This window comes from Pseudomonas gebzensis (assembly GCF_034427815.1).
Taxonomy (GTDB): Bacteria; Pseudomonadota; Gammaproteobacteria; order Pseudomonadales; family Pseudomonadaceae; genus Aquipseudomonas.
Window position 1 is genome coordinate 220479 of the sequence record NZ_JAXQNS010000001.1, and the last position, 15522, is coordinate 236000.

The 15522-nt window shown below is 63.5% G+C and carries 17 protein-coding genes and 1 tRNA gene; 13 read left to right on the plus strand and 5 right to left on the minus strand.

What is annotated here, in order from left to right; translation table 11 throughout:
* Window positions 1–109: 109 nt before the first annotated feature.
* Together SJI00_RS01035 and SJI00_RS01040 are read right to left on the minus strand one after the other, a co-directional pair.
* Complete coding sequence (locus SJI00_RS01035) at window positions 110–583, minus strand: peroxiredoxin (RefSeq protein WP_322459910.1); 474 nt, start codon at window positions 581–583, stop codon at window positions 110–112.
* A 10-nt stretch (window positions 584–593) separates the two neighbouring features.
* On the minus strand, window positions 594–1154 hold the full coding sequence (locus tag SJI00_RS01040) for a glycine cleavage system transcriptional repressor (RefSeq protein ID WP_038412467.1): 561 nt from the start codon (window positions 1152–1154) through the stop codon (window positions 594–596).
* Window positions 1155–1401: 247 nt separating this feature from the next.
* On the opposite strand from SJI00_RS01040, the gene dapA reads away from it, so the two are divergent.
* The 7 genes from dapA (at window position 1402) to SJI00_RS01075 (ending at window position 6784) form a co-directional block, all read left to right on the plus strand.
* On the plus strand, window positions 1402–2280 hold the full coding sequence (dapA, locus tag SJI00_RS01045; RefSeq protein WP_322459911.1) for a 4-hydroxy-tetrahydrodipicolinate synthase: 879 nt from the start codon (window positions 1402–1404) through the stop codon (window positions 2278–2280).
* A gap of 17 nt (window positions 2281–2297) precedes the next feature.
* Window positions 2298–3413 (plus strand): NlpB/DapX family lipoprotein, encoded by a 1116-nt coding sequence (gene bamC / locus SJI00_RS01050; protein WP_322459912.1) that lies wholly within the window; start codon window positions 2298–2300, stop codon window positions 3411–3413.
* On the plus strand, window positions 3414–4172 hold the full coding sequence (locus tag SJI00_RS01055; RefSeq protein ID WP_322459913.1) for an MBL fold metallo-hydrolase: 759 nt from the start codon (window positions 3414–3416) through the stop codon (window positions 4170–4172).
* A gap of 28 nt (window positions 4173–4200) precedes the next feature.
* Window positions 4201–4911 (plus strand): phosphoribosylaminoimidazolesuccinocarboxamide synthase, encoded by a 711-nt coding sequence (purC, locus tag SJI00_RS01060; protein WP_322459914.1) that lies wholly within the window; start codon window positions 4201–4203, stop codon window positions 4909–4911.
* Between the two features lie 91 nt (window positions 4912–5002).
* Window positions 5003–5092: transfer RNA gene (locus SJI00_RS01065), tRNA-Ser, on the plus strand.
* Window positions 5093–5309: 217 nt separating this feature from the next.
* Window positions 5310–5900, plus strand: a complete 591-nt coding sequence (locus tag SJI00_RS01070) for a dimethylsulfonioproprionate lyase family protein (protein ID WP_322459915.1) — start codon at window positions 5310–5312, stop codon at window positions 5898–5900.
* A gap of 245 nt (window positions 5901–6145) precedes the next feature.
* The gene (locus tag SJI00_RS01075) at window positions 6146–6784 is read left to right on the plus strand and encodes a LysE family translocator (protein ID WP_322459916.1); all 639 of its coding nucleotides are present in this window, start codon (window positions 6146–6148) and stop codon (window positions 6782–6784) included.
* Between the two features lie 189 nt (window positions 6785–6973).
* Here the strand turns inward: SJI00_RS01075 and SJI00_RS01080 are convergent, their stop codons facing one another.
* The gene (locus SJI00_RS01080; RefSeq protein WP_322459917.1) at window positions 6974–7768 is read right to left on the minus strand and encodes a dienelactone hydrolase family protein; all 795 of its coding nucleotides are present in this window, start codon (window positions 7766–7768) and stop codon (window positions 6974–6976) included.
* Window positions 7769–7892: 124 nt separating this feature from the next.
* Here SJI00_RS01080 and SJI00_RS01085 point away from each other — a divergent pair, with 124 nt between their 5' ends.
* From SJI00_RS01085 to SJI00_RS01100, 4 genes are all read left to right on the plus strand, one after another.
* Window positions 7893–8498 carry an outer membrane protein gene (locus tag SJI00_RS01085; protein ID WP_322459918.1) on the plus strand — a complete coding sequence of 202 codons (606 nt, stop codon included), beginning with the start codon at window positions 7893–7895 and terminating at the stop codon, window positions 8496–8498.
* A 282-nt stretch (window positions 8499–8780) separates the two neighbouring features.
* Window positions 8781–9458: a response regulator gene (locus tag SJI00_RS01090; protein ID WP_322459919.1), complete on the plus strand. Its 678-nt coding sequence runs from the start codon at window positions 8781–8783 to the stop codon at window positions 9456–9458.
* A complete protein-coding gene (locus tag SJI00_RS01095; RefSeq protein WP_322459920.1) occupies window positions 9455–10807 on the plus strand; it encodes an ATP-binding protein in 1353 nt (450 codons plus the stop codon). Before SJI00_RS01090 ends, SJI00_RS01095 begins: the two co-directional genes overlap by 4 nt.
* A 293-nt stretch (window positions 10808–11100) precedes the next feature.
* The gene (locus SJI00_RS01100; RefSeq protein ID WP_322459921.1) at window positions 11101–12423 is read left to right on the plus strand and encodes a dicarboxylate/amino acid:cation symporter; all 1323 of its coding nucleotides are present in this window, start codon (window positions 11101–11103) and stop codon (window positions 12421–12423) included.
* Between the two features lie 86 nt (window positions 12424–12509).
* Here SJI00_RS01100 and SJI00_RS01105 read toward each other — a convergent pair whose 3' ends face one another.
* The gene (locus tag SJI00_RS01105; protein ID WP_322459922.1) at window positions 12510–13004 is read right to left on the minus strand and encodes a SprT family zinc-dependent metalloprotease; all 495 of its coding nucleotides are present in this window, start codon (window positions 13002–13004) and stop codon (window positions 12510–12512) included.
* Window positions 13005–13107: 103 nt separating this feature from the next.
* A complete protein-coding gene (locus SJI00_RS01110) occupies window positions 13108–13707 on the minus strand; it encodes a Yip1 family protein (protein ID WP_322459923.1) in 600 nt (199 codons plus the stop codon).
* Between the two features lie 262 nt (window positions 13708–13969).
* Here SJI00_RS01110 and ttcA point away from each other — a divergent pair, with 262 nt between their 5' ends.
* Window positions 13970–14794, plus strand: coding sequence for a tRNA 2-thiocytidine(32) synthetase TtcA (gene ttcA, locus SJI00_RS01115; RefSeq protein WP_322459924.1), 825 nt, complete (start codon window positions 13970–13972; stop codon window positions 14792–14794).
* 2 nt (window positions 14795–14796) lie between these two features.
* Window positions 14797–15468, plus strand: a complete 672-nt coding sequence (locus tag SJI00_RS01120; protein ID WP_322459925.1) for a DNA-3-methyladenine glycosylase I — start codon at window positions 14797–14799, stop codon at window positions 15466–15468.
* The last annotated feature ends 54 nt before the right edge of the window (window positions 15469–15522 follow it).

The following is a 15522-nucleotide window of genomic DNA, read 5'->3' on the forward strand; positions in this document are numbered from 1 at the left end:
GGTGGTCGGCGGCGCACGCCGCGGACCGGCCGCCCGCACAGAGCCGAGTGCTCTGCGCGACCGCGCGGCGCCTTGCGGCGAAGGGGCTGTTACCTGATCGGTTAACTGATCAGCGCTGATTCAAGGCTTGGGCCGCGGCCAGCACCGCATCGACATGCCCAGGCACCTTCACACCGCGCCACTCCTGGCGCAGCACGCCGTCGCGGTCGATCAGGAACGTGCTGCGATCCACACCCAGGTATTCCTTGCCGTAGAGCTTCTTCAGCTTGATCACCTCGAACAGCTGGCAGAGTGCTTCGTCCTTGTCGCTGATCAGCTCGAAGGTGAAACCCTGCTTGGCCTTGAAGTTCTCGTGTGACTTCAAGCCATCGCGCGACACGCCGAAGACCACGGTATTGGCCGCCTCGAAGGCCGGCTGTTGATCGCGAAAACCCTGGCCCTGCGTGGTGCAGCCCGGGGTACTGTCCTTGGGGTAGAAGTAGATGACGACCTGGCGGCCCTTGAGCTCGGCCAGGTTGACGCTCAACCCATGGGTGGCCTGGGCCTGGAAGTCGGGCACGGGTTGGTCGAGGGCGACGGTCATGCGGGGTTCCTCAAACAGGGTTCTGTGGGCGCCACGGTTCGATCAGTGCATCCAGGTTCAGCGCATCGGCAAAGTCGAGGAACTGGTCGCGCAGCCAGCTGATCTGGGTGCCGGCAGGCAGAATCACGGTGAACTGGGCGTTGAGCATGCTGCTGCCGGTTTGCGGCGCCAGGTAAGTGTCGCAGGTCATGGCGTCGAGCTCGACGCGGTGGTCGAGGAAGAACTGGCACAGCTCGTTGATGATGTCGGGGCGATACGCTGCGCTGACATAGGCGACGTACGGCAGTGCCTGAGGGCGGACCTCCTGCTCGGCGCTGCGCACCACGTCGATGGTCATGCCGTGCTTCTTGGCAAGGCCTGGGAGGGTGCTTTCCAGGCGCGCCAGGGCGTCCCAGTTGCCGCCGACCTGCAGCACCAGTGCGCTGGTTTCGCCATGGCGCGACAACCGCGAGGTGACTACCGCGCAGCGATTGTCGAACGCGGCGCGGCTCAGAATGTTGGCCAGCTCCATGGGGTTGGGGCCCAGGGCGCTGATGACAAGAAATTGTTCGCGAACGGTAGGGGTGGACATGCAGCATTCCTAAAGCGATGAGTGGTCGGTAGCGAACCGGCAAATGCCGACCTTCGGCTGTTGCAAGGCGGCGTGCGAACGGGCGTTGCGCCGTGTCGGTGGCCTGGCAGGCCGTGCGATACCGAGCAAAGAGCGCAGGGTAGCGAAATCCTGCCGCCAGGGGAATGCTCCACCCGCCAGCTTCGCTTGTACAAGGCCGATGGCGCCAGTACCATTACCGCTCTCTTTTTCCGGCAGGAGCAGTTACATGATTGCGGGCAGTATGGTGGCATTGGTCACTCCCATGGATGCACAAGGGCGTCTGGATTGGGACAGCCTCGGCAAACTTGTAGACTTCCACCTGGAAAAAGGCACCCACGCAATCGTTGCCGTCGGCACTACCGGCGAGTCGGCCACCCTGAGCGTGGACGAGCACATCAAGGTCATCGAATTCGTCGTCAAGCGTGTTCAAGGGCGTATTCCGGTCATTGCCGGTACCGGTGCCAACTCCACGAGCGAGGCGGTGCACCTTACGCAGAACGCCAAGAATGCCGGCGCCGACGCCTGCCTGCTGGTCGTGCCGTACTACAACAAGCCCACGCAAGAGGGCCTGTACCAGCACTTCAAGCACATCGCCGAGTCGGTCGACATTCCGCAGATTCTCTATAACGTACCCGGCCGCACCTCCTGCGACATGCAGGCCGAGACCGTCATCCGCCTGTCCACCGTGCCGAACATCATCGGCATCAAGGAAGCGACCGGAGACCTGGCCCGCGCCAAGGCCATCATCGAAGGCGTCAGCGCCGATTTCCTCGTGCTGTCCGGCGATGATCCCACCGCGGTCGAGCTGATCCTGCTCGGTGGCAAGGGCAATATTTCCGTGACCGCCAACGTCGCCCCGCGTGAAATGGCCGACCTCTGCGAAGCGGCGCTTGCCGGCGACGCCGAGAAAGCGCGCGCCATCCACGAAGCCCTCCTGCCATTGCACAAGCACCTGTTCTGCGAAGCGAACCCGATTCCGGTGAAGTTTGCGCTGGTGGAAATGGGCCTGATGCACCAAGGCATTCGCCTGCCGCTGACCTGGCTGAGCGCAGGCTGTCACGAACAAGTCCGTACTGCCTTGCGCCAGTCCGGCGTACTGGTTTAATCGAGGAAGTACACCGCATGAAGCGACTGGCTGGTTTATCCGCCCTAGCAGTGATCATCTCCAGCACCAGCGGTTGCGGCTGGTTGTGGGGCGACGAAGGTTATTTCCGCGACCGCGGCAGCGACTACCTGCAGGCCCACTCCACGGCGCCGATGCAGCTCCCGCAAGACGCCACGAACGTCAAACGCCTTGATCCGCTGCTGCCGATTCCGCGCAACGTGGCCGATGAAGGCGCCAAGACCGAATTCGAAGTGCCGCGCCCGCAACAGCTCAACGCTGGCAGCGACGCCTCCGACTACAGCCTGCAGCGCAGCGGCAACAGCCGTTGGGTATTGGCGCAACGCGCGCCTGCCGAAGTCTGGCCAGTGGCGCGTCAGTTCTTCGAGGACAACGGTTTCCGTATTGCCGAAGAGCGTCCGCAGACCGGTGAATTCAATACCACCTGGCAGCGTTTCGACGAGTTGTCGGCCGCCCTTGGCCAGCGTCTGGCCAGTTCGGCCAGCAGTGGCGACAGCGAAGTGCGTGTACGTGTGCGCATCGAGCCGGGTGTGCAGCGCAACTCCAGTGAGGTGTACATCACCAGCATCGAGCGGCCTGCCGGCAGCACCGCCGACGCCGCGTTCCCATCCAGCGCCAGCAACACCGGCGTCGACGCCCTGCTGGTCGATGAAATGCTCGCCAGCATGAACCGCAGCGCTGCCAAGGGCGGCTCGGTGTCCTTGCTCGCCGAGCGCGACTTCGACACCCCGAGCCGCGTAAACCTCAGCGAAGACGGCAGCGGCAACCCGGTCCTGTACCTGGGCTCGGACCTCGATCGCGCCTGGTCGGGCGTGGGTCGTGCGCTGGAGCAAGGCCAGTGGCGCGTCGAAGACATCAACCGCAGCCTGGGCCTGTACTACATCAACCTGTCGGAAAAACCCGAAGACAAGCAGCGCGAGCCCGGCTTCTTCGGCCGTCTGTTCGGCAGCGAAGCGACCGAGCAAGAGCGTGAAGCCCGTGCCGAGCGCTATCAGGTTCGCCTGAGCAAGGTGGGTGAGAACGTGCAGGTCACCGTCGAGAAGAACATCAACACCGTGGCCCCGGCCGATGTCGCGCGCCGCGTGCTCAGCCTGATCCAGGACCACTTGGGCTAAGTGCGCTTCGCAGTCCTCGGAAGCGGCAGCCAAGGGAACGGCACGCTGGTCGCCAGTGATGACACCTTCATCCTGGTCGACTGCGGTTTTTCCCTGCGCGAAACCGAGCGGCGCCTGGCGCTGCTCGGCGTTTCGGCCTCACAACTGAGCGCCGTGCTGGTCACCCATGAACATGCCGACCATGTGCATGGCGTAGGGCTGCTGGCACGGCGCTACAATGTTCCGGTCTACCTCAGCCAAGGCACCTTGCGCGGCATGCGCAAGCCGGTCGAGGCAGCAGGCTTTCTGGAATGCGGCGCGAGCCTGAGCATCGGCAATCTGCAGGTCAGCGCCGTGCGCGTCGAACACGACGCGTTCGAGCCTTTGCAGTACGTGATCAGCGACGGCACGCGACGTTTCGGCATGCTTACGGATCTGGGCAGCTACGACGCGCGGCTGCTCGAGCATTACCGTGAGCTGGACGCCTTGCTCATCGAGGCCAACCACTGCCGAGACCTGCTCGCCCGCGGCCACTACCCGATGTTTCTCAAGCGGCGCGTCGGTGGCAGCCAGGGACACCTTAACAACCACCAGGCCGCGAACCTGGTGGCCGAGCTGGGCTGGAACACCTTGCAGCACCTGGTGCTGGCCCACCTCAGCAGCAAGAACAACCTGCCACAGCTGGCGCTCCAGTGCTTCGTCGACACCCTCGGGTGCGACCCGGACTGGCTCCAGGTGGCAAACCAGGACACTGGGCTCGACTGGCGCCACATCGCCTAGCCCACCCACACTGCAAGCGGAGCCCCCCATGGAAAAACGCGACGAACTCTACCGCGGCAAGGCCAAATCGGTTTACCAGACCGACGACGCCGACCGCTTGATCCTGTTGTTCCGCAATGACACCTCGGCCTTCGACGGCAAGCGCATCGAGCAGCTCGATCGCAAGGGCATGGTCAACAACAAGTTCAACGCTTTCATCATGCAGAAACTCGAAGAAGCCGGCGTGCCGACGCAGTTCGACAAGCTTCTGGGCGACAACGAGTGCCTGGTCAAGAAGCTCGACATGATCCCGGTCGAGTGCGTGGTGCGTAACTACGCCGCGGGCAGCCTGGTCAAGCGTCTGGGCGTGGAAGAGGGCATCAAGCTCGAACCGTCGACCTTCGAGCTGTTCCTGAAGAACGATGAAAAAGGTGACCCGTTCATCAACGAATCGCACGTGGTCGCCTTCGGCTGGGGCACCGCCGAGCAACTGGTCGAGATGAAGAAGCTGTCGCTCAAGGTCAATGAAGTGCTGAGCAAGCTGTTCGACGACGCCGGCCTGCTGCTGGTCGACTTCAAGCTCGAATTCGGCGTGTTCCACGGTCAGATCGTCCTGGGCGACGAGTTCAGCCCCGACGGCTGCCGTCTGTGGGACAAAGAGACCCGCGAGAAGATGGACAAGGACCGCTTCCGCCAGGGCCTGGGCGGCGTGATCGAAGCGTACGAAGAAGTCGCCAAGCGCCTGGGCGTTGCGCTGTAAGCGAAACGTTCACGCAAGCGTCTGATACCACGCGACTTTTTTGATAAAAAGGTTTGCGTTGGAAGAAATCGCTGGTATCATGCGCGCCACTGGAGAGATGCCGGAGTGGTCGAACGGGACGGATTCGAAATCCGTTGTACTGGCAACAGTACCTAGGGTTCAAATCCCTATCTCTCCGCCATATCGAAAAAGCCCCGTAGATACCCAATCTACGGGGCTTTTTTTTGCCTGTTTCTCCGACAATGACCATTGGCTTGCGCGCGCGCAGCATTGTTTGACAGCACGTACTACGCTGTCTGACACCGTCTTCCCGGTGCAGCGCTCGCTCTGCCGACCGGGCTGGAGTCTTGCGCAGGAGTCGACCGTTGACCGTCTCTACCTCTACCTCTAGAGCGACGTTGGACACGACCCGTCGATTCACCCACGCCGTGTCAGCTCAACTCGATGCTGCTTTGGGCCATGACTGGCCGCAGTCGGCCATTACGCGCTGCTGCGACAGGCTTGCAACGGCCACGTGCGACATCGCCGAACATGCGCAGCGCCGACACGCCCCGGCGTACCTCGCTGCGCTGTTTCATCGAGCATTGAACGATGCCCGGGCGACCACGCCCTCCGTGCGCCCCGTGCTCGAGACGATGCTGCCGTTATTGGCACATGCCGATTGGATGAAGCGCGAGGCAGCGCCCGGCGAAGACTGCCATTTCGTCGAACGCCATCGTCATGCCTTGCTGCTGGGCCCTCGCACGCCCATCGCGTGCACATCGCTGCTGCTGGGTGTCGCGATCCTAGAGCCGCAGGTCACCTATCCTTTCCATGAGCATCCGCCCGAAGAGTTCTACCTGGTGTTTTCTCCGGGGCGCTGGTACCAGGAGGGGCGGGGCTGGTGGCAGCCGGGGTCGGGCGCAGTGGTGCACAATCCGCCCGGCGTGCGTCACGCGATGGCGGCAGGCGATCAGCCGCTACTGGCCCTGTGGGGGTTGCTGCTCTAGGGCTTGGGCGTCAACGGCTGGGTCGAAACGACCGACAGGCAACCGGGCTTACCACCGCACTTACCGTGAGTTGACAGGCATCCCTTGCTAAGCAATCTGTCGGCCTCGCGCCCCCTGTCTGCCACGGGCAACCACAAGAGGTCGCTGTCATCTGCGTTCGCGACCGGTACAATCGCTCGCTGCCAGCATGGCGACTCCACCCCCTTGCGCCTCAATGACGGCCGATCTCACTCACGAGCCCCAGCATGCCCTTCTCCAACGGTTTCCTCCTCAGCCTCTCCCTTTGCCTGGACATCGGTGTCGCCAACATCGCCATGATCACCCTCGCCATGCAGCGCGGTTTTCTGCAGGGTTTCTGGCTTGGGCTCGGCACCTGCGTGGGCGACCTGATCTACGCCATCGCCGCGCTGGCCGGCATGACCGTGCTGCTGCAATTCGAGGCGGTGCGCTGGGTGCTGTGGCTGGGCGGCTCGGCATTGTTGGTGTGGTTTGCGCTGAAGATGCTGTGGGCCGCCTGGCGCGGTGGGCACGTGCAGGCGCAAGGAGAGGCGAAGGTCGAGTCCGGCTGGCGGGAATTCATGCGTGGCATCGTGCTGGCGATGTCGTCGCCGAGCGCGATTCTCTGGTTCGCGGCGGTGGGCGGGGTGCTGATCTCCCGGTCAGGGGCTGGCGGTGGGATGGAGGCGGGGTTGTTTCTGACGGGGTTCTTCGTGGCTGGGCTGGTCTGGTCGGCCACCTTGTGCTCGGTGGCCAGTCACGGCGGCCGCTTGCTCGGAGCACGTTTGTTGACCTGGTCGTACCTGGTCTCGGCGGGGATCTTCTGTTACTTCGCTGTGTACGTGATTGTTTCGGGCTACCGCGAGTTCATGGTGGCGGGGGGCTAGGCCGCATTGCGGCGGTCGGCCGTGAAGCGGGACGGGGTCAGTAGAGGTCTGTGGTGATGGGCTTGCAGCGCAGCGCGTGTGGTTGCGCCCGTGTAGGCGAGGTGGTCTCAGGAGGATCGCGCTGTCTGAGACGCACAGGCCCTATCGCGCAGGCCTGGGCCGCACGCCATGCGGCTCAGGCCTTTCCCTTCACTGTTGGAACACCTGCTTGAAGAACCGCTGCAGGTCCGCCCAGGCGCGTTGATCGGCGGCCTTGTCGTAACCGATATCAGGCCCGCCGTGCTCGCCATGGCTCAGGCGATCGGCGTCGGGGTTGCTGAAACCGTGTTTGGCGCCTGGCAGGCTGACGAACTCGACATTGGCCTTGGCGTCGGCCATCTCCTGCTTGAAGGCCGCCACTTGCTCAGGGGTGACCATGCTGTCGGCCTCACCGTGCTCTACCAGGATCTTTGCTCTGACCACGCCCGGCTGGGCCGGGGTTTGCGTCACCAGCGCGCCGTGCACGCTCACCACACCGTCAAGCTTTTCCCCGCGCCGTGCCGCATCCAGCACGACCTTGCCGCCGAAGCAGTAGCCTACGGCGCCGATACGGTGCTTGTCGGTCTGCGGTTGCAGCTTGAGCAGGTCCAGGCCGGCGTCGAAGCGGCGCGCGGCGGCCTTGGGGTCTTTCAGGGCGGCGGCCATGAAGGCCTGGGCATCTGCCGGGTGCTCGGTGTGCTTGCCGTCGCCGTACATGTCGATGGCCAAGGCGTTGTAGCCCAGGCCCGCCAGCTCGCGGGCGCGGCGCTTGGCGTAGTCATTCAAGCCCCACCATTCATGCACCACGAGCACCCCGGGGCGTTTGTCGCTGAGCGCGTCGTCGTAGGCGTAGTAGCCGACCAGGCGGTTGCCGTCGGCGTCCTGATAGGGAATTTCTCGGGTCTGCACCGCCGCCTGGGCAAAGGCGGCGCTGCACATCAAGACCAGGGCGAGCGGGAAACGCATGGGCGGTACTCCTAGCAAAAGGTTCGTTCAGCTGAGGTTCAGCCAGGGTTCAGCGGTCGTTCAGTGTGCGCTCCTTACTCTAGCCCTCAGACACATTCAGCGCATCTAAACGGGAGTGACCTTCATGAAAACCCTCAACAGTCTGCTGGCCGCCATGGCCGTGTGCGCCGCCGGTATCGCCACCACCGCCCAGGCCGACGACACCTTCGCCAGCCTCACCTATGGCCAGACCAGCGACAAAGTGCGCAAGTCCGGCCTGCTGCAGCGCAACACCGATCACCTCAACAGCGACGGCATCATCGGCAAGGACAGCACCTGGGGTATCCGCCTCGGGCAGCTGAACGAGCAAGGTCGCTACTACATGACCTACGACAACGTCTCGGGTGAGCACAGCGGTTTGAAACTGCGCCAGGAAAACCTGCTGGGCAGCTATGACCTGTTCTACCCGGTCGGCGACACCACCAAGCTGTTCGGTGGCGTCAGCGCCGGCATGACCAAACTCACCCAGACCTCCTCGGGTGTCAGTCGTGACACCGATTACGGCTATGCGGTCGGCCTGCAGGGCGGTGTGATCCAGCAGCTCACCGACAATGCCTCGGTCGAACTGGGCTATCGCTACCTGCGCAGCAACGCCAGCGTGGAAGTGTCGCCGCATGACGAACCCAAGGCCGGCGCGTTGCGCCTGACCAGCAGTGCACAGACCTACCTCTCGGCCAACTACACGTTCTAGACGCTGTACGAAAGGCCCTGATACTCGTTCATGCTGCGTTGGACACCGCCGGTAGGCCAACGCCGACTGGGCGTACCCGACCAAGCGTCCCCGACTAGGCGTCCCCGACGCACTGCTCATGTACGCCCGTACACGCGCTTGCTCGCCGGTTTTTGCGGGGCCGCCATCGGCCTTGCCTGACCTTCGTCTCAGGGCTCTTCCTGTAGAGCCTGAGCCGCAGCTCGGCTGATATGCTGTGCCGGCTGCCGATGTCGGCCGCTGCCCACCTGTGAGGAGAGACGGATGAAACTGCTGGTGGTCGAGGATGAGGCGCTGCTGCGCCACCACCTCTTCACGCGCCTGGGCGAGAGCGGCCATGTGGTCGAGGCCGTGGCCAACGCCGAGGAAGCGCTGTACCAGGCCAGTCAGTATCACCATGACCTGGCCGTGATCGACCTCGGCCTGCCGGGCATGAGCGGGTTGGAGCTGATCGGCGAGCTGCGCCGCCAGGGCAAGACCTTCCCCATCCTCATCCTCACCGCGCGCGGCAACTGGCAGGACAAGGTCGAAGGCCTGGCGGCCGGCGCCGACGATTATGTGGTCAAGCCGTTCCAGTTCGAGGAGCTGGAGGCGCGCCTCAACGCCTTGTTGCGCCGCTCCAGCGGGTTCACCCAATCGACCATCGCCGCCGGCCCGCTGATCCTCGACATCAACCGCAAGCAGGCCAGCCTTGACGACCAGCCGCTGGGGTTGACCGCTTACGAGTACCGGATTCTGGAGTACCTCATGCGCCATCACCAGCAGGTGGTGGCCAAGGATCGGCTGATGGAGCAGCTGTACCCCGATGACGACGAGCGAGATCCGAATGTCATCGAGGTGCTGGTCGGCCGTTTGCGGCGCAAGCTTGAGGGCGACAGCGGCTTCAAACCCATCGACACCGTACGCGGCCTGGGCTACCTGTTCACTGAGCGGTGCCGATGATTCGTTCGCTGCGCGTGCGCCTGATGCTGGCGGCGGCCGTGCTGGCGGTGTTGTTCATGCTGGCCTTGCTGCCGGCGCTGCAGAAAGCGTTCAGCCTGGCGCTGCAAGAATCCATCGAGCAACGCCTGGCCTCGGACGTGACCACGCTGATTTCCTCCGCACGCATCGAGCATGGCCAGCTGCGCATGCCGGCGCTGCTCCCCGACGAGCGCTACAACCTGCCTGACAGCGGCCTGATGGGTTACATCTTCGACCGCCAGGGCCACCTGGTCTGGCGATCGCGCGCCACCACGGCGCAGAACATCGAGTACCAGCCACGCTATGACGGGCGCGGCAACGAGTTCGCGCGTACTCGGCAGAGCGATGGCGAAGAGTTCTTCGTCTATGACGTGGAAATCAAGCTGCTCGGCGGCAAGAGCGCGGCCTACAGCATCGTCGCCTTGCAACCGGTGCGCGAGTACCACAACACCCTCGATGGCCTGCGTGAAAAGCTCTACCTGGGCTTTGGCGCGGCCTTGCTGGCGCTGTTGATCCTGCTATGGGCCGGCCTGACCTGGGGCCTGCGCTCATTGCGCCACCTGAGCCGTGAGCTCGACCAAGTCGAGGCGGGGGCTCGTGAAGGCCTGAGCCGCGAGCACCCCAGCGAGTTGCTGCGCCTGACCGGCTCGCTCAACCGCCTGCTGCACAGCGAGCGTGAGCAGCGCCAGCGCTACCGCGACTCGCTCGATGACCTGGCGCACAGTCTCAAGACCCCCCTGACCGTGCTGCAAGGGGTGAGCGAAAGCCTGGGCCAGACCCCCGACGAGCGCGAGCAGGCGCGGGTGTTGCAGAGCCAGATCGAGCGCATGAGCCAGCAGATCGACTATCAACTGCAGCGCGCCTCGTTACGCAAGAGTGGCCTGGTGCGCCATCAGGTCGATGTACGGCCGTTGCTCGACAGCCTGTGCAGCACGCTGGCCAAGGTCTACCGCGACAAACACGTGCAGGTCAGCCTGGATATCCCGGCGCAGGCGCAGGCGCAGGTGCCGATGGAGCAGGGCGCCTTGCTCGAACTGCTCGGCAACCTGCTGGAGAACGCCTACCGCCTGTGCCTGCAGCAGGTGCGCGTGAGCCTGCGGCAAAGCTCTGGGCAGGTCGAGCTGTGTGTCGAAGACGACGGCCTCGGCGTGCCGGTCGAGCAGCGCCAGCGCATTCTCCAGCGTGGCGAACGCCTCGATGCCCAGCACCCTGGCCAGGGCATCGGCTTGGCCGTGGTCAAAGACATCATCGACAGCTACGACGCCGAGCTGCGCCTGGATGATTCAACGTTGGGCGGCGCCGCCTTTCGCATCGTTTTCCCCCGCGGCTGAGCGTCGATAGGCGGATTCCCGCCATACCCCTGTACATTTCCCGCCATCGGGCGGAAAACCGCCAGGCGTTACGTGCCGTGTTGCGCCATTGCGGCGCATCGACCCCGCGAAACGCGGGCGCGTGCACCCTGGCTGGGCATATTGGCATCACCTTTGCTTTGTCACTGGCAGAGGCCTGCACCACGCAGCTCGAACACAACGACAAATCCCTCCATGTGCAGGAGGGTTAGCGATTCAGGTGTCACACCGCCCCGCTCAAGGGTGGCGACGGCACACTCGAGGAAATCTGAGCCATGACGAAACGTCAGCCGCTGTACAAGTCCCTGTATATCCAGGTGTTGGTCGCCATCACCATTGGTATTCTGCTCGGCCACTTCTATCCGGAAACCGGTGTCGCCCTCAAGCCGTTGGGTGATGGTTTCGTCAAGCTGATCAAGATGGTCATCGCGCCGATCATCTTCTGCACCGTGGTCAGCGGCATCGCGGGCATGCAGAGCATGAAGTCGGTCGGCAAGACCGGTGGCTACGCGCTGCTGTACTTCGAGATCGTCTCCACTGTCGCCCTGATGATCGGCCTGATCGTCGTCAACGTGGTCAAGCCAGGCGCTGGCATGCACATCGACGTCACTACCCTGAACGCCAGCAGCGTGGCCGCCTATGCCGCCGCCGGCGCGCAGCAGACCACCGTCGGCTTCCTGCTCAACATCATCCCCAACACGGTGGTCGGTGCCTTCGCCAACGGCGACATCCTGCAAGTGCTGATGTTCTCGGTGATCTTCGGCTTCGCCTTGCATCGCCTGGGCAGCTACGGCAAGCCGCTGCTGGACCTGATCGATCGCTTTGCCCACGTCATGTTCAACATCATCAACATGATCATGAAGCTGGCTCCGCTGGGCGCCTTCGGTGCCATGGCCTTCACCATCGGCCAGTACGGCGTTGGTTCGCTGGTGCAGCTGGGCTACCTGATGGCCTGCTTCTACGTGACCTGCCTGCTGTTCGTGCTGGTGGTGCTCGGTGGTATCTGCCGTGCCCACGGTTTCAGCGTGCTGAAGCTGATCCGCTACATCCGTGAAGAGCTGATGATCGTGCTCGGTACTTCGTCGTCCGAGTCGGCACTGCCCCGCATGCTGGCCAAGATGGAACGCCTGGGTGCGAAGAAATCGGTGGTGGGTCTGGTGATCCCCACTGGCTACTCGTTCAACCTCGACGGTACCTCGATCTACCTGACCATGGCCGCCGTGTTCATCGCCCAGGCGACTGACACCACCATGGACATCACCCACCAGATCACCCTGCTGTTGGTGCTGTTGGTTGCCTCCAAAGGCGCTGCGGGTGTGACCGGTTCGGGCTTCATCGTGCTGGCCGCCACCCTCTCGGCTGTGGGTCACCTGCCGGTGGCAGGCCTGGCGCTGATCCTGGGTATCGACCGCTTCATGTCCGAAGCCCGCGCGCTGACCAACCTGGTCGGTAACGCCGTGGCTACCGTGGTAGTGGCCAAGTGGGTCAACGAAATGGACGACGACAAGCTCAAGTCCGAGCTGGACTCTGGCGGTGCACCGCTGGAAGAAAGCCGTCCTACCGATGACCTGGGTGTCGCTGAAGGCCCTGCTCGCTGAGTCGAGCCGCCTGAGGTGAAAAAGCCTGTCTTCGGACAGGCTTTTTCGTTTCTGTGATCGCGCTGGCGGGCCTGCTATGGCGGACGTCACTCGCTGCGCGTTTCGCCGCTGTAGGTGAGCACCTGCCGACACCGCTTGCACACGTAGCGCCGGCCTTTGCGCACCAAGGTGTGGCGCTGGGCGCTGAACGGGAAGTCGCTGCCAGGGCAGGGGCAGCGATAGACGTAGCGTGTGGCAACCCGCCGCTCGACCGCGTAGCTATGGCAGCGGTGGGGCGGCAGTTCATAGACCCCGCGCATGATCAGCTGCCACTCCTGACCATGCGCCTGGATGCTGCCGCCGAACAGTTGATGGGCGACCAGGTGGGCCACTTCGTGGGGGACGGTCTGGCGCAGGAAGTCGTCCTGGTTGGCCTGGTACAGCTGTGGATTGAAGCGCAGCAGGTTGTCGTGCAGGTGGGCAACGCCGGCTTTCTGCCCGCGCAGCTTGAGGCTCACCTCAGGGCGTGGGAAGGTCCGTTTGAAGAAGGCCTCGGCCTGCACGTAGCAGGCTTCGACCCGTTGTCTGAGCAGCTCGGGCATGGGCGGGGGGTCTCCTGGCGGCGCATTATGCCGCACGCCTCGCCTGGCGCCCAAGCCGCTGGTCAGGGTGCACCCGCCAGTGCACTCAGCTGCGCATGCAGGCTCAGCCAATGTACATCGGGCCCATGCCCAGGCCCCAGATGATCACCGTTGCAGCCATGATCGCCACCAGCACCACCAGCCCTACCGCCAGCACCGAGCTTGAGAACAGAAAGCCTTCATCGGCGGGGATGTTCATGAAGGTCGGCAAGCCGACATACAGCAGAAAGACCGTGTAGGTCACCGCGGCGGCGCCGACCAGCATGCCGATCCACACATGCGGGTAGAGCGCCACCAAGCCGCCGATGAACAACGGCGTTGCGGTGTAGGTGGCAAAGGCAATGCAGCGTGCCAGGGAAGGGGTGGCGTCGTAGGTGCGCGCCATCCAGTGAACGAATGCTCCCATGATCGCAATACCCACCAGCATGGCGATGTACGACATCACACTCATCGTCAGGGCGCTCTCCACGGTGAGCAGTACCGGGAGGCGGCCTGCCTGGGTCCAGCCGAACTGTGAGGTGCCAATGAAAGCCGAGACAGCGGGAATGGCGGCGAGGATCAGGGTGTGGGTGAGGTACAGGTGGCTGATGGATTCTTCCTCGCCACGGATTTGCCGCCACTCCTGATCAGGGTGGGTGAAAAGCCCCAGAACGTGATGGATCATGGCGGTCGCTCCTGTCGTCGAAGGCAGGCGCGCGTCGCAGGCGCCTGCAGCCCGTGGCCATGGTACCCACAGGTGCGCGGTAGGCTGGCCATGCTTGGGATTATAGAAGCGGGTTCTGCGCACGAAGGGCGGTGTTTAGAGCAAATTGCGCTTTACAAGGGCGATGTCATTCCCATGCAGTCTTTGTCCGATGGGCCTACGCGTGAGGCGTCTTTGTGCGTAAAATGGCCGGCTTTTGTCACACCTCGCGGATTCAAGCGCTATGGGCACCCTCTCGGTCAACCAGAACAAACTGCAAAAACGCCTGCGTCGTCTCGCTGGCGAAGCCATCACCGACTTCAACATGATCGAGGATGGCGACAAGGTCATGGTCTGCCTGTCGGGCGGCAAGGACAGCTACACCATGCTCGATGTCCTGCTGCACCTGCAGAAGGTGGCGCCGCTCTCGTTCCAGATCGTGGCGGTGAACATGGACCAGAAACAGCCTGGCTTCCCCGAGCACATTCTCCCGGCCTACCTCAAGGAACTGGGCGTCGAGTACCACATCGTCGAGAAAGACACCTACTCGGTGGTCAAGGAACTGATCCCGGAAGGCAAAACCACCTGCTCGCTGTGCTCGCGCCTGCGCCGCGGCACCCTGTACACCTTCGCCGACGAGATCGGCGCGACCAAGATGGCTCTGGGGCACCACCGCGACGACATCGTCGAGACCTTCTTCCTCAACATGTTCTTCAACGGCGCCCTCAAGGGCATGCCGCCCAAGCTGCGTGCCGACGATGGGCGCAATGTGGTGATCCGCCCGTTGGCCTACTGCAACGAGAAGGACATCCAGGCCTACTCGGACATGAAGCAGTTCCCGATCATCCCGTGCAACCTCTGCGGCTCGCAGGAAAACCTGCAGCGCCAGGTGGTCAAGGACATGCTGGTGGAATGGGAGCGCAAGCACCCGGGCCGTACCGAGAGCATCTTCCGGGCGATGCAGAACGTGGCGCCGTCGCAGTTGGCGGACCGCAACCTGTTCGACTTCACCAGCCTGAGCATCGATGAAACCGCCGCGCCACGTTTTCTCGATGTGGTCAATATCTGACCATGCGCGACTATCAGTGGCTGCATGAGTTCTGCCTGAACCGTTTCGGCTCGGCCAAGGCCCTGGAAGCTGCGCTGCCGCACGCGCGCACGGCGGCGCAGCTGCGCGCGATCGCTGCTGACCGTTACCTCTCGACCCTGGCCTTGCGGGTGTTTCGCGCCGGGCTCAAGCACAGCTTGGTGGATGCCAAGTGGCCGGCGTTCGAGCAGGTCTTTTTCGGCTTCGATCCGGAAAAAGTCGTGCTGATGGGTGCCGAGCACCTGGAGCGGCTGATGCAGGACACGCGGATCATTCGCCACTTGGGCAAGCTCAAGAGTGTGCCGCGCAATGCACAGATGATTCTCGACATCGAGCAGGCTCATGGCAGCATGGGCGCGTTCGTCGCCGATTGGCCGGTGACCGATATCGTCGGGCTGTGGAAGTACCTCGTCAAACACGGCAATCAGCTCGGCGGCCTGTCGGCGCCACGCTTTCTGCGCATGATCGGCAAGGATACCTTCGTGCCGAGTGGCGATGTGGCTGCCGCGCTGATCGCACAGAAGATCGTCGACAAAGCCCCCACCAGCCAGCGTGACATGGCTGCGGTGCAGGCCGCGTTCAACCAATGGCATGCGCAAAGCGGCAGGCCACTGTGTCAGCTGTCGGTGATGCTCGCGCATACGGTCAATCATTGAGCCGGAGGCAGCGGGCACAAGGCTGCAACCTCCTATACCTGTCACTGCGCGGGG

Excerpts from the sequence above, each read along its gene's own strand:
- SJI00_RS01035 (WP_322459910.1), bottom strand. The coding sequence starts at position 583 with ATGACCGTCGCCCTCGACCAACCCGTGCCCGACTTCCAGGCCCAGGCC.
- purC (WP_322459914.1), top strand. The coding sequence starts at position 4,201 with ATGGAAAAACGCGACGAACTCTACCGCGGCAAGGCCAAATCGGTTTAC.
- bamC (WP_322459912.1), top strand. The coding sequence starts at position 2,298 with ATGAAGCGACTGGCTGGTTTATCCGCCCTAGCAGTGATCATCTCCAGC.
- SJI00_RS01085 (WP_322459918.1), top strand. The coding sequence starts at position 7,893 with ATGAAAACCCTCAACAGTCTGCTGGCCGCCATGGCCGTGTGCGCCGCC.
- SJI00_RS01040 (WP_038412467.1), bottom strand. The coding sequence starts at position 1,154 with ATGTCCACCCCTACCGTTCGCGAACAATTTCTTGTCATCAGCGCCCTG.
- ttcA (WP_322459924.1), top strand. The coding sequence starts at position 13,970 with ATGGGCACCCTCTCGGTCAACCAGAACAAACTGCAAAAACGCCTGCGT.
- SJI00_RS01110 (WP_322459923.1), bottom strand. The coding sequence starts at position 13,707 with ATGATCCATCACGTTCTGGGGCTTTTCACCCACCCTGATCAGGAGTGG.
- SJI00_RS01095 (WP_322459920.1), top strand. The coding sequence starts at position 9,455 with ATGATTCGTTCGCTGCGCGTGCGCCTGATGCTGGCGGCGGCCGTGCTG.
- SJI00_RS01080 (WP_322459917.1), bottom strand. The coding sequence starts at position 7,768 with ATGCGTTTCCCGCTCGCCCTGGTCTTGATGTGCAGCGCCGCCTTTGCC.
- SJI00_RS01090 (WP_322459919.1), top strand. The coding sequence starts at position 8,781 with ATGAAACTGCTGGTGGTCGAGGATGAGGCGCTGCTGCGCCACCACCTC.
- SJI00_RS01075 (WP_322459916.1), top strand. The coding sequence starts at position 6,146 with ATGCCCTTCTCCAACGGTTTCCTCCTCAGCCTCTCCCTTTGCCTGGAC.
- dapA (WP_322459911.1), top strand. The coding sequence starts at position 1,402 with ATGATTGCGGGCAGTATGGTGGCATTGGTCACTCCCATGGATGCACAA.
- SJI00_RS01100 (WP_322459921.1), top strand. The coding sequence starts at position 11,101 with ATGACGAAACGTCAGCCGCTGTACAAGTCCCTGTATATCCAGGTGTTG.
- SJI00_RS01105 (WP_322459922.1), bottom strand. The coding sequence starts at position 13,004 with ATGCCCGAGCTGCTCAGACAACGGGTCGAAGCCTGCTACGTGCAGGCC.
- SJI00_RS01120 (WP_322459925.1), top strand. The coding sequence starts at position 14,797 with ATGCGCGACTATCAGTGGCTGCATGAGTTCTGCCTGAACCGTTTCGGC.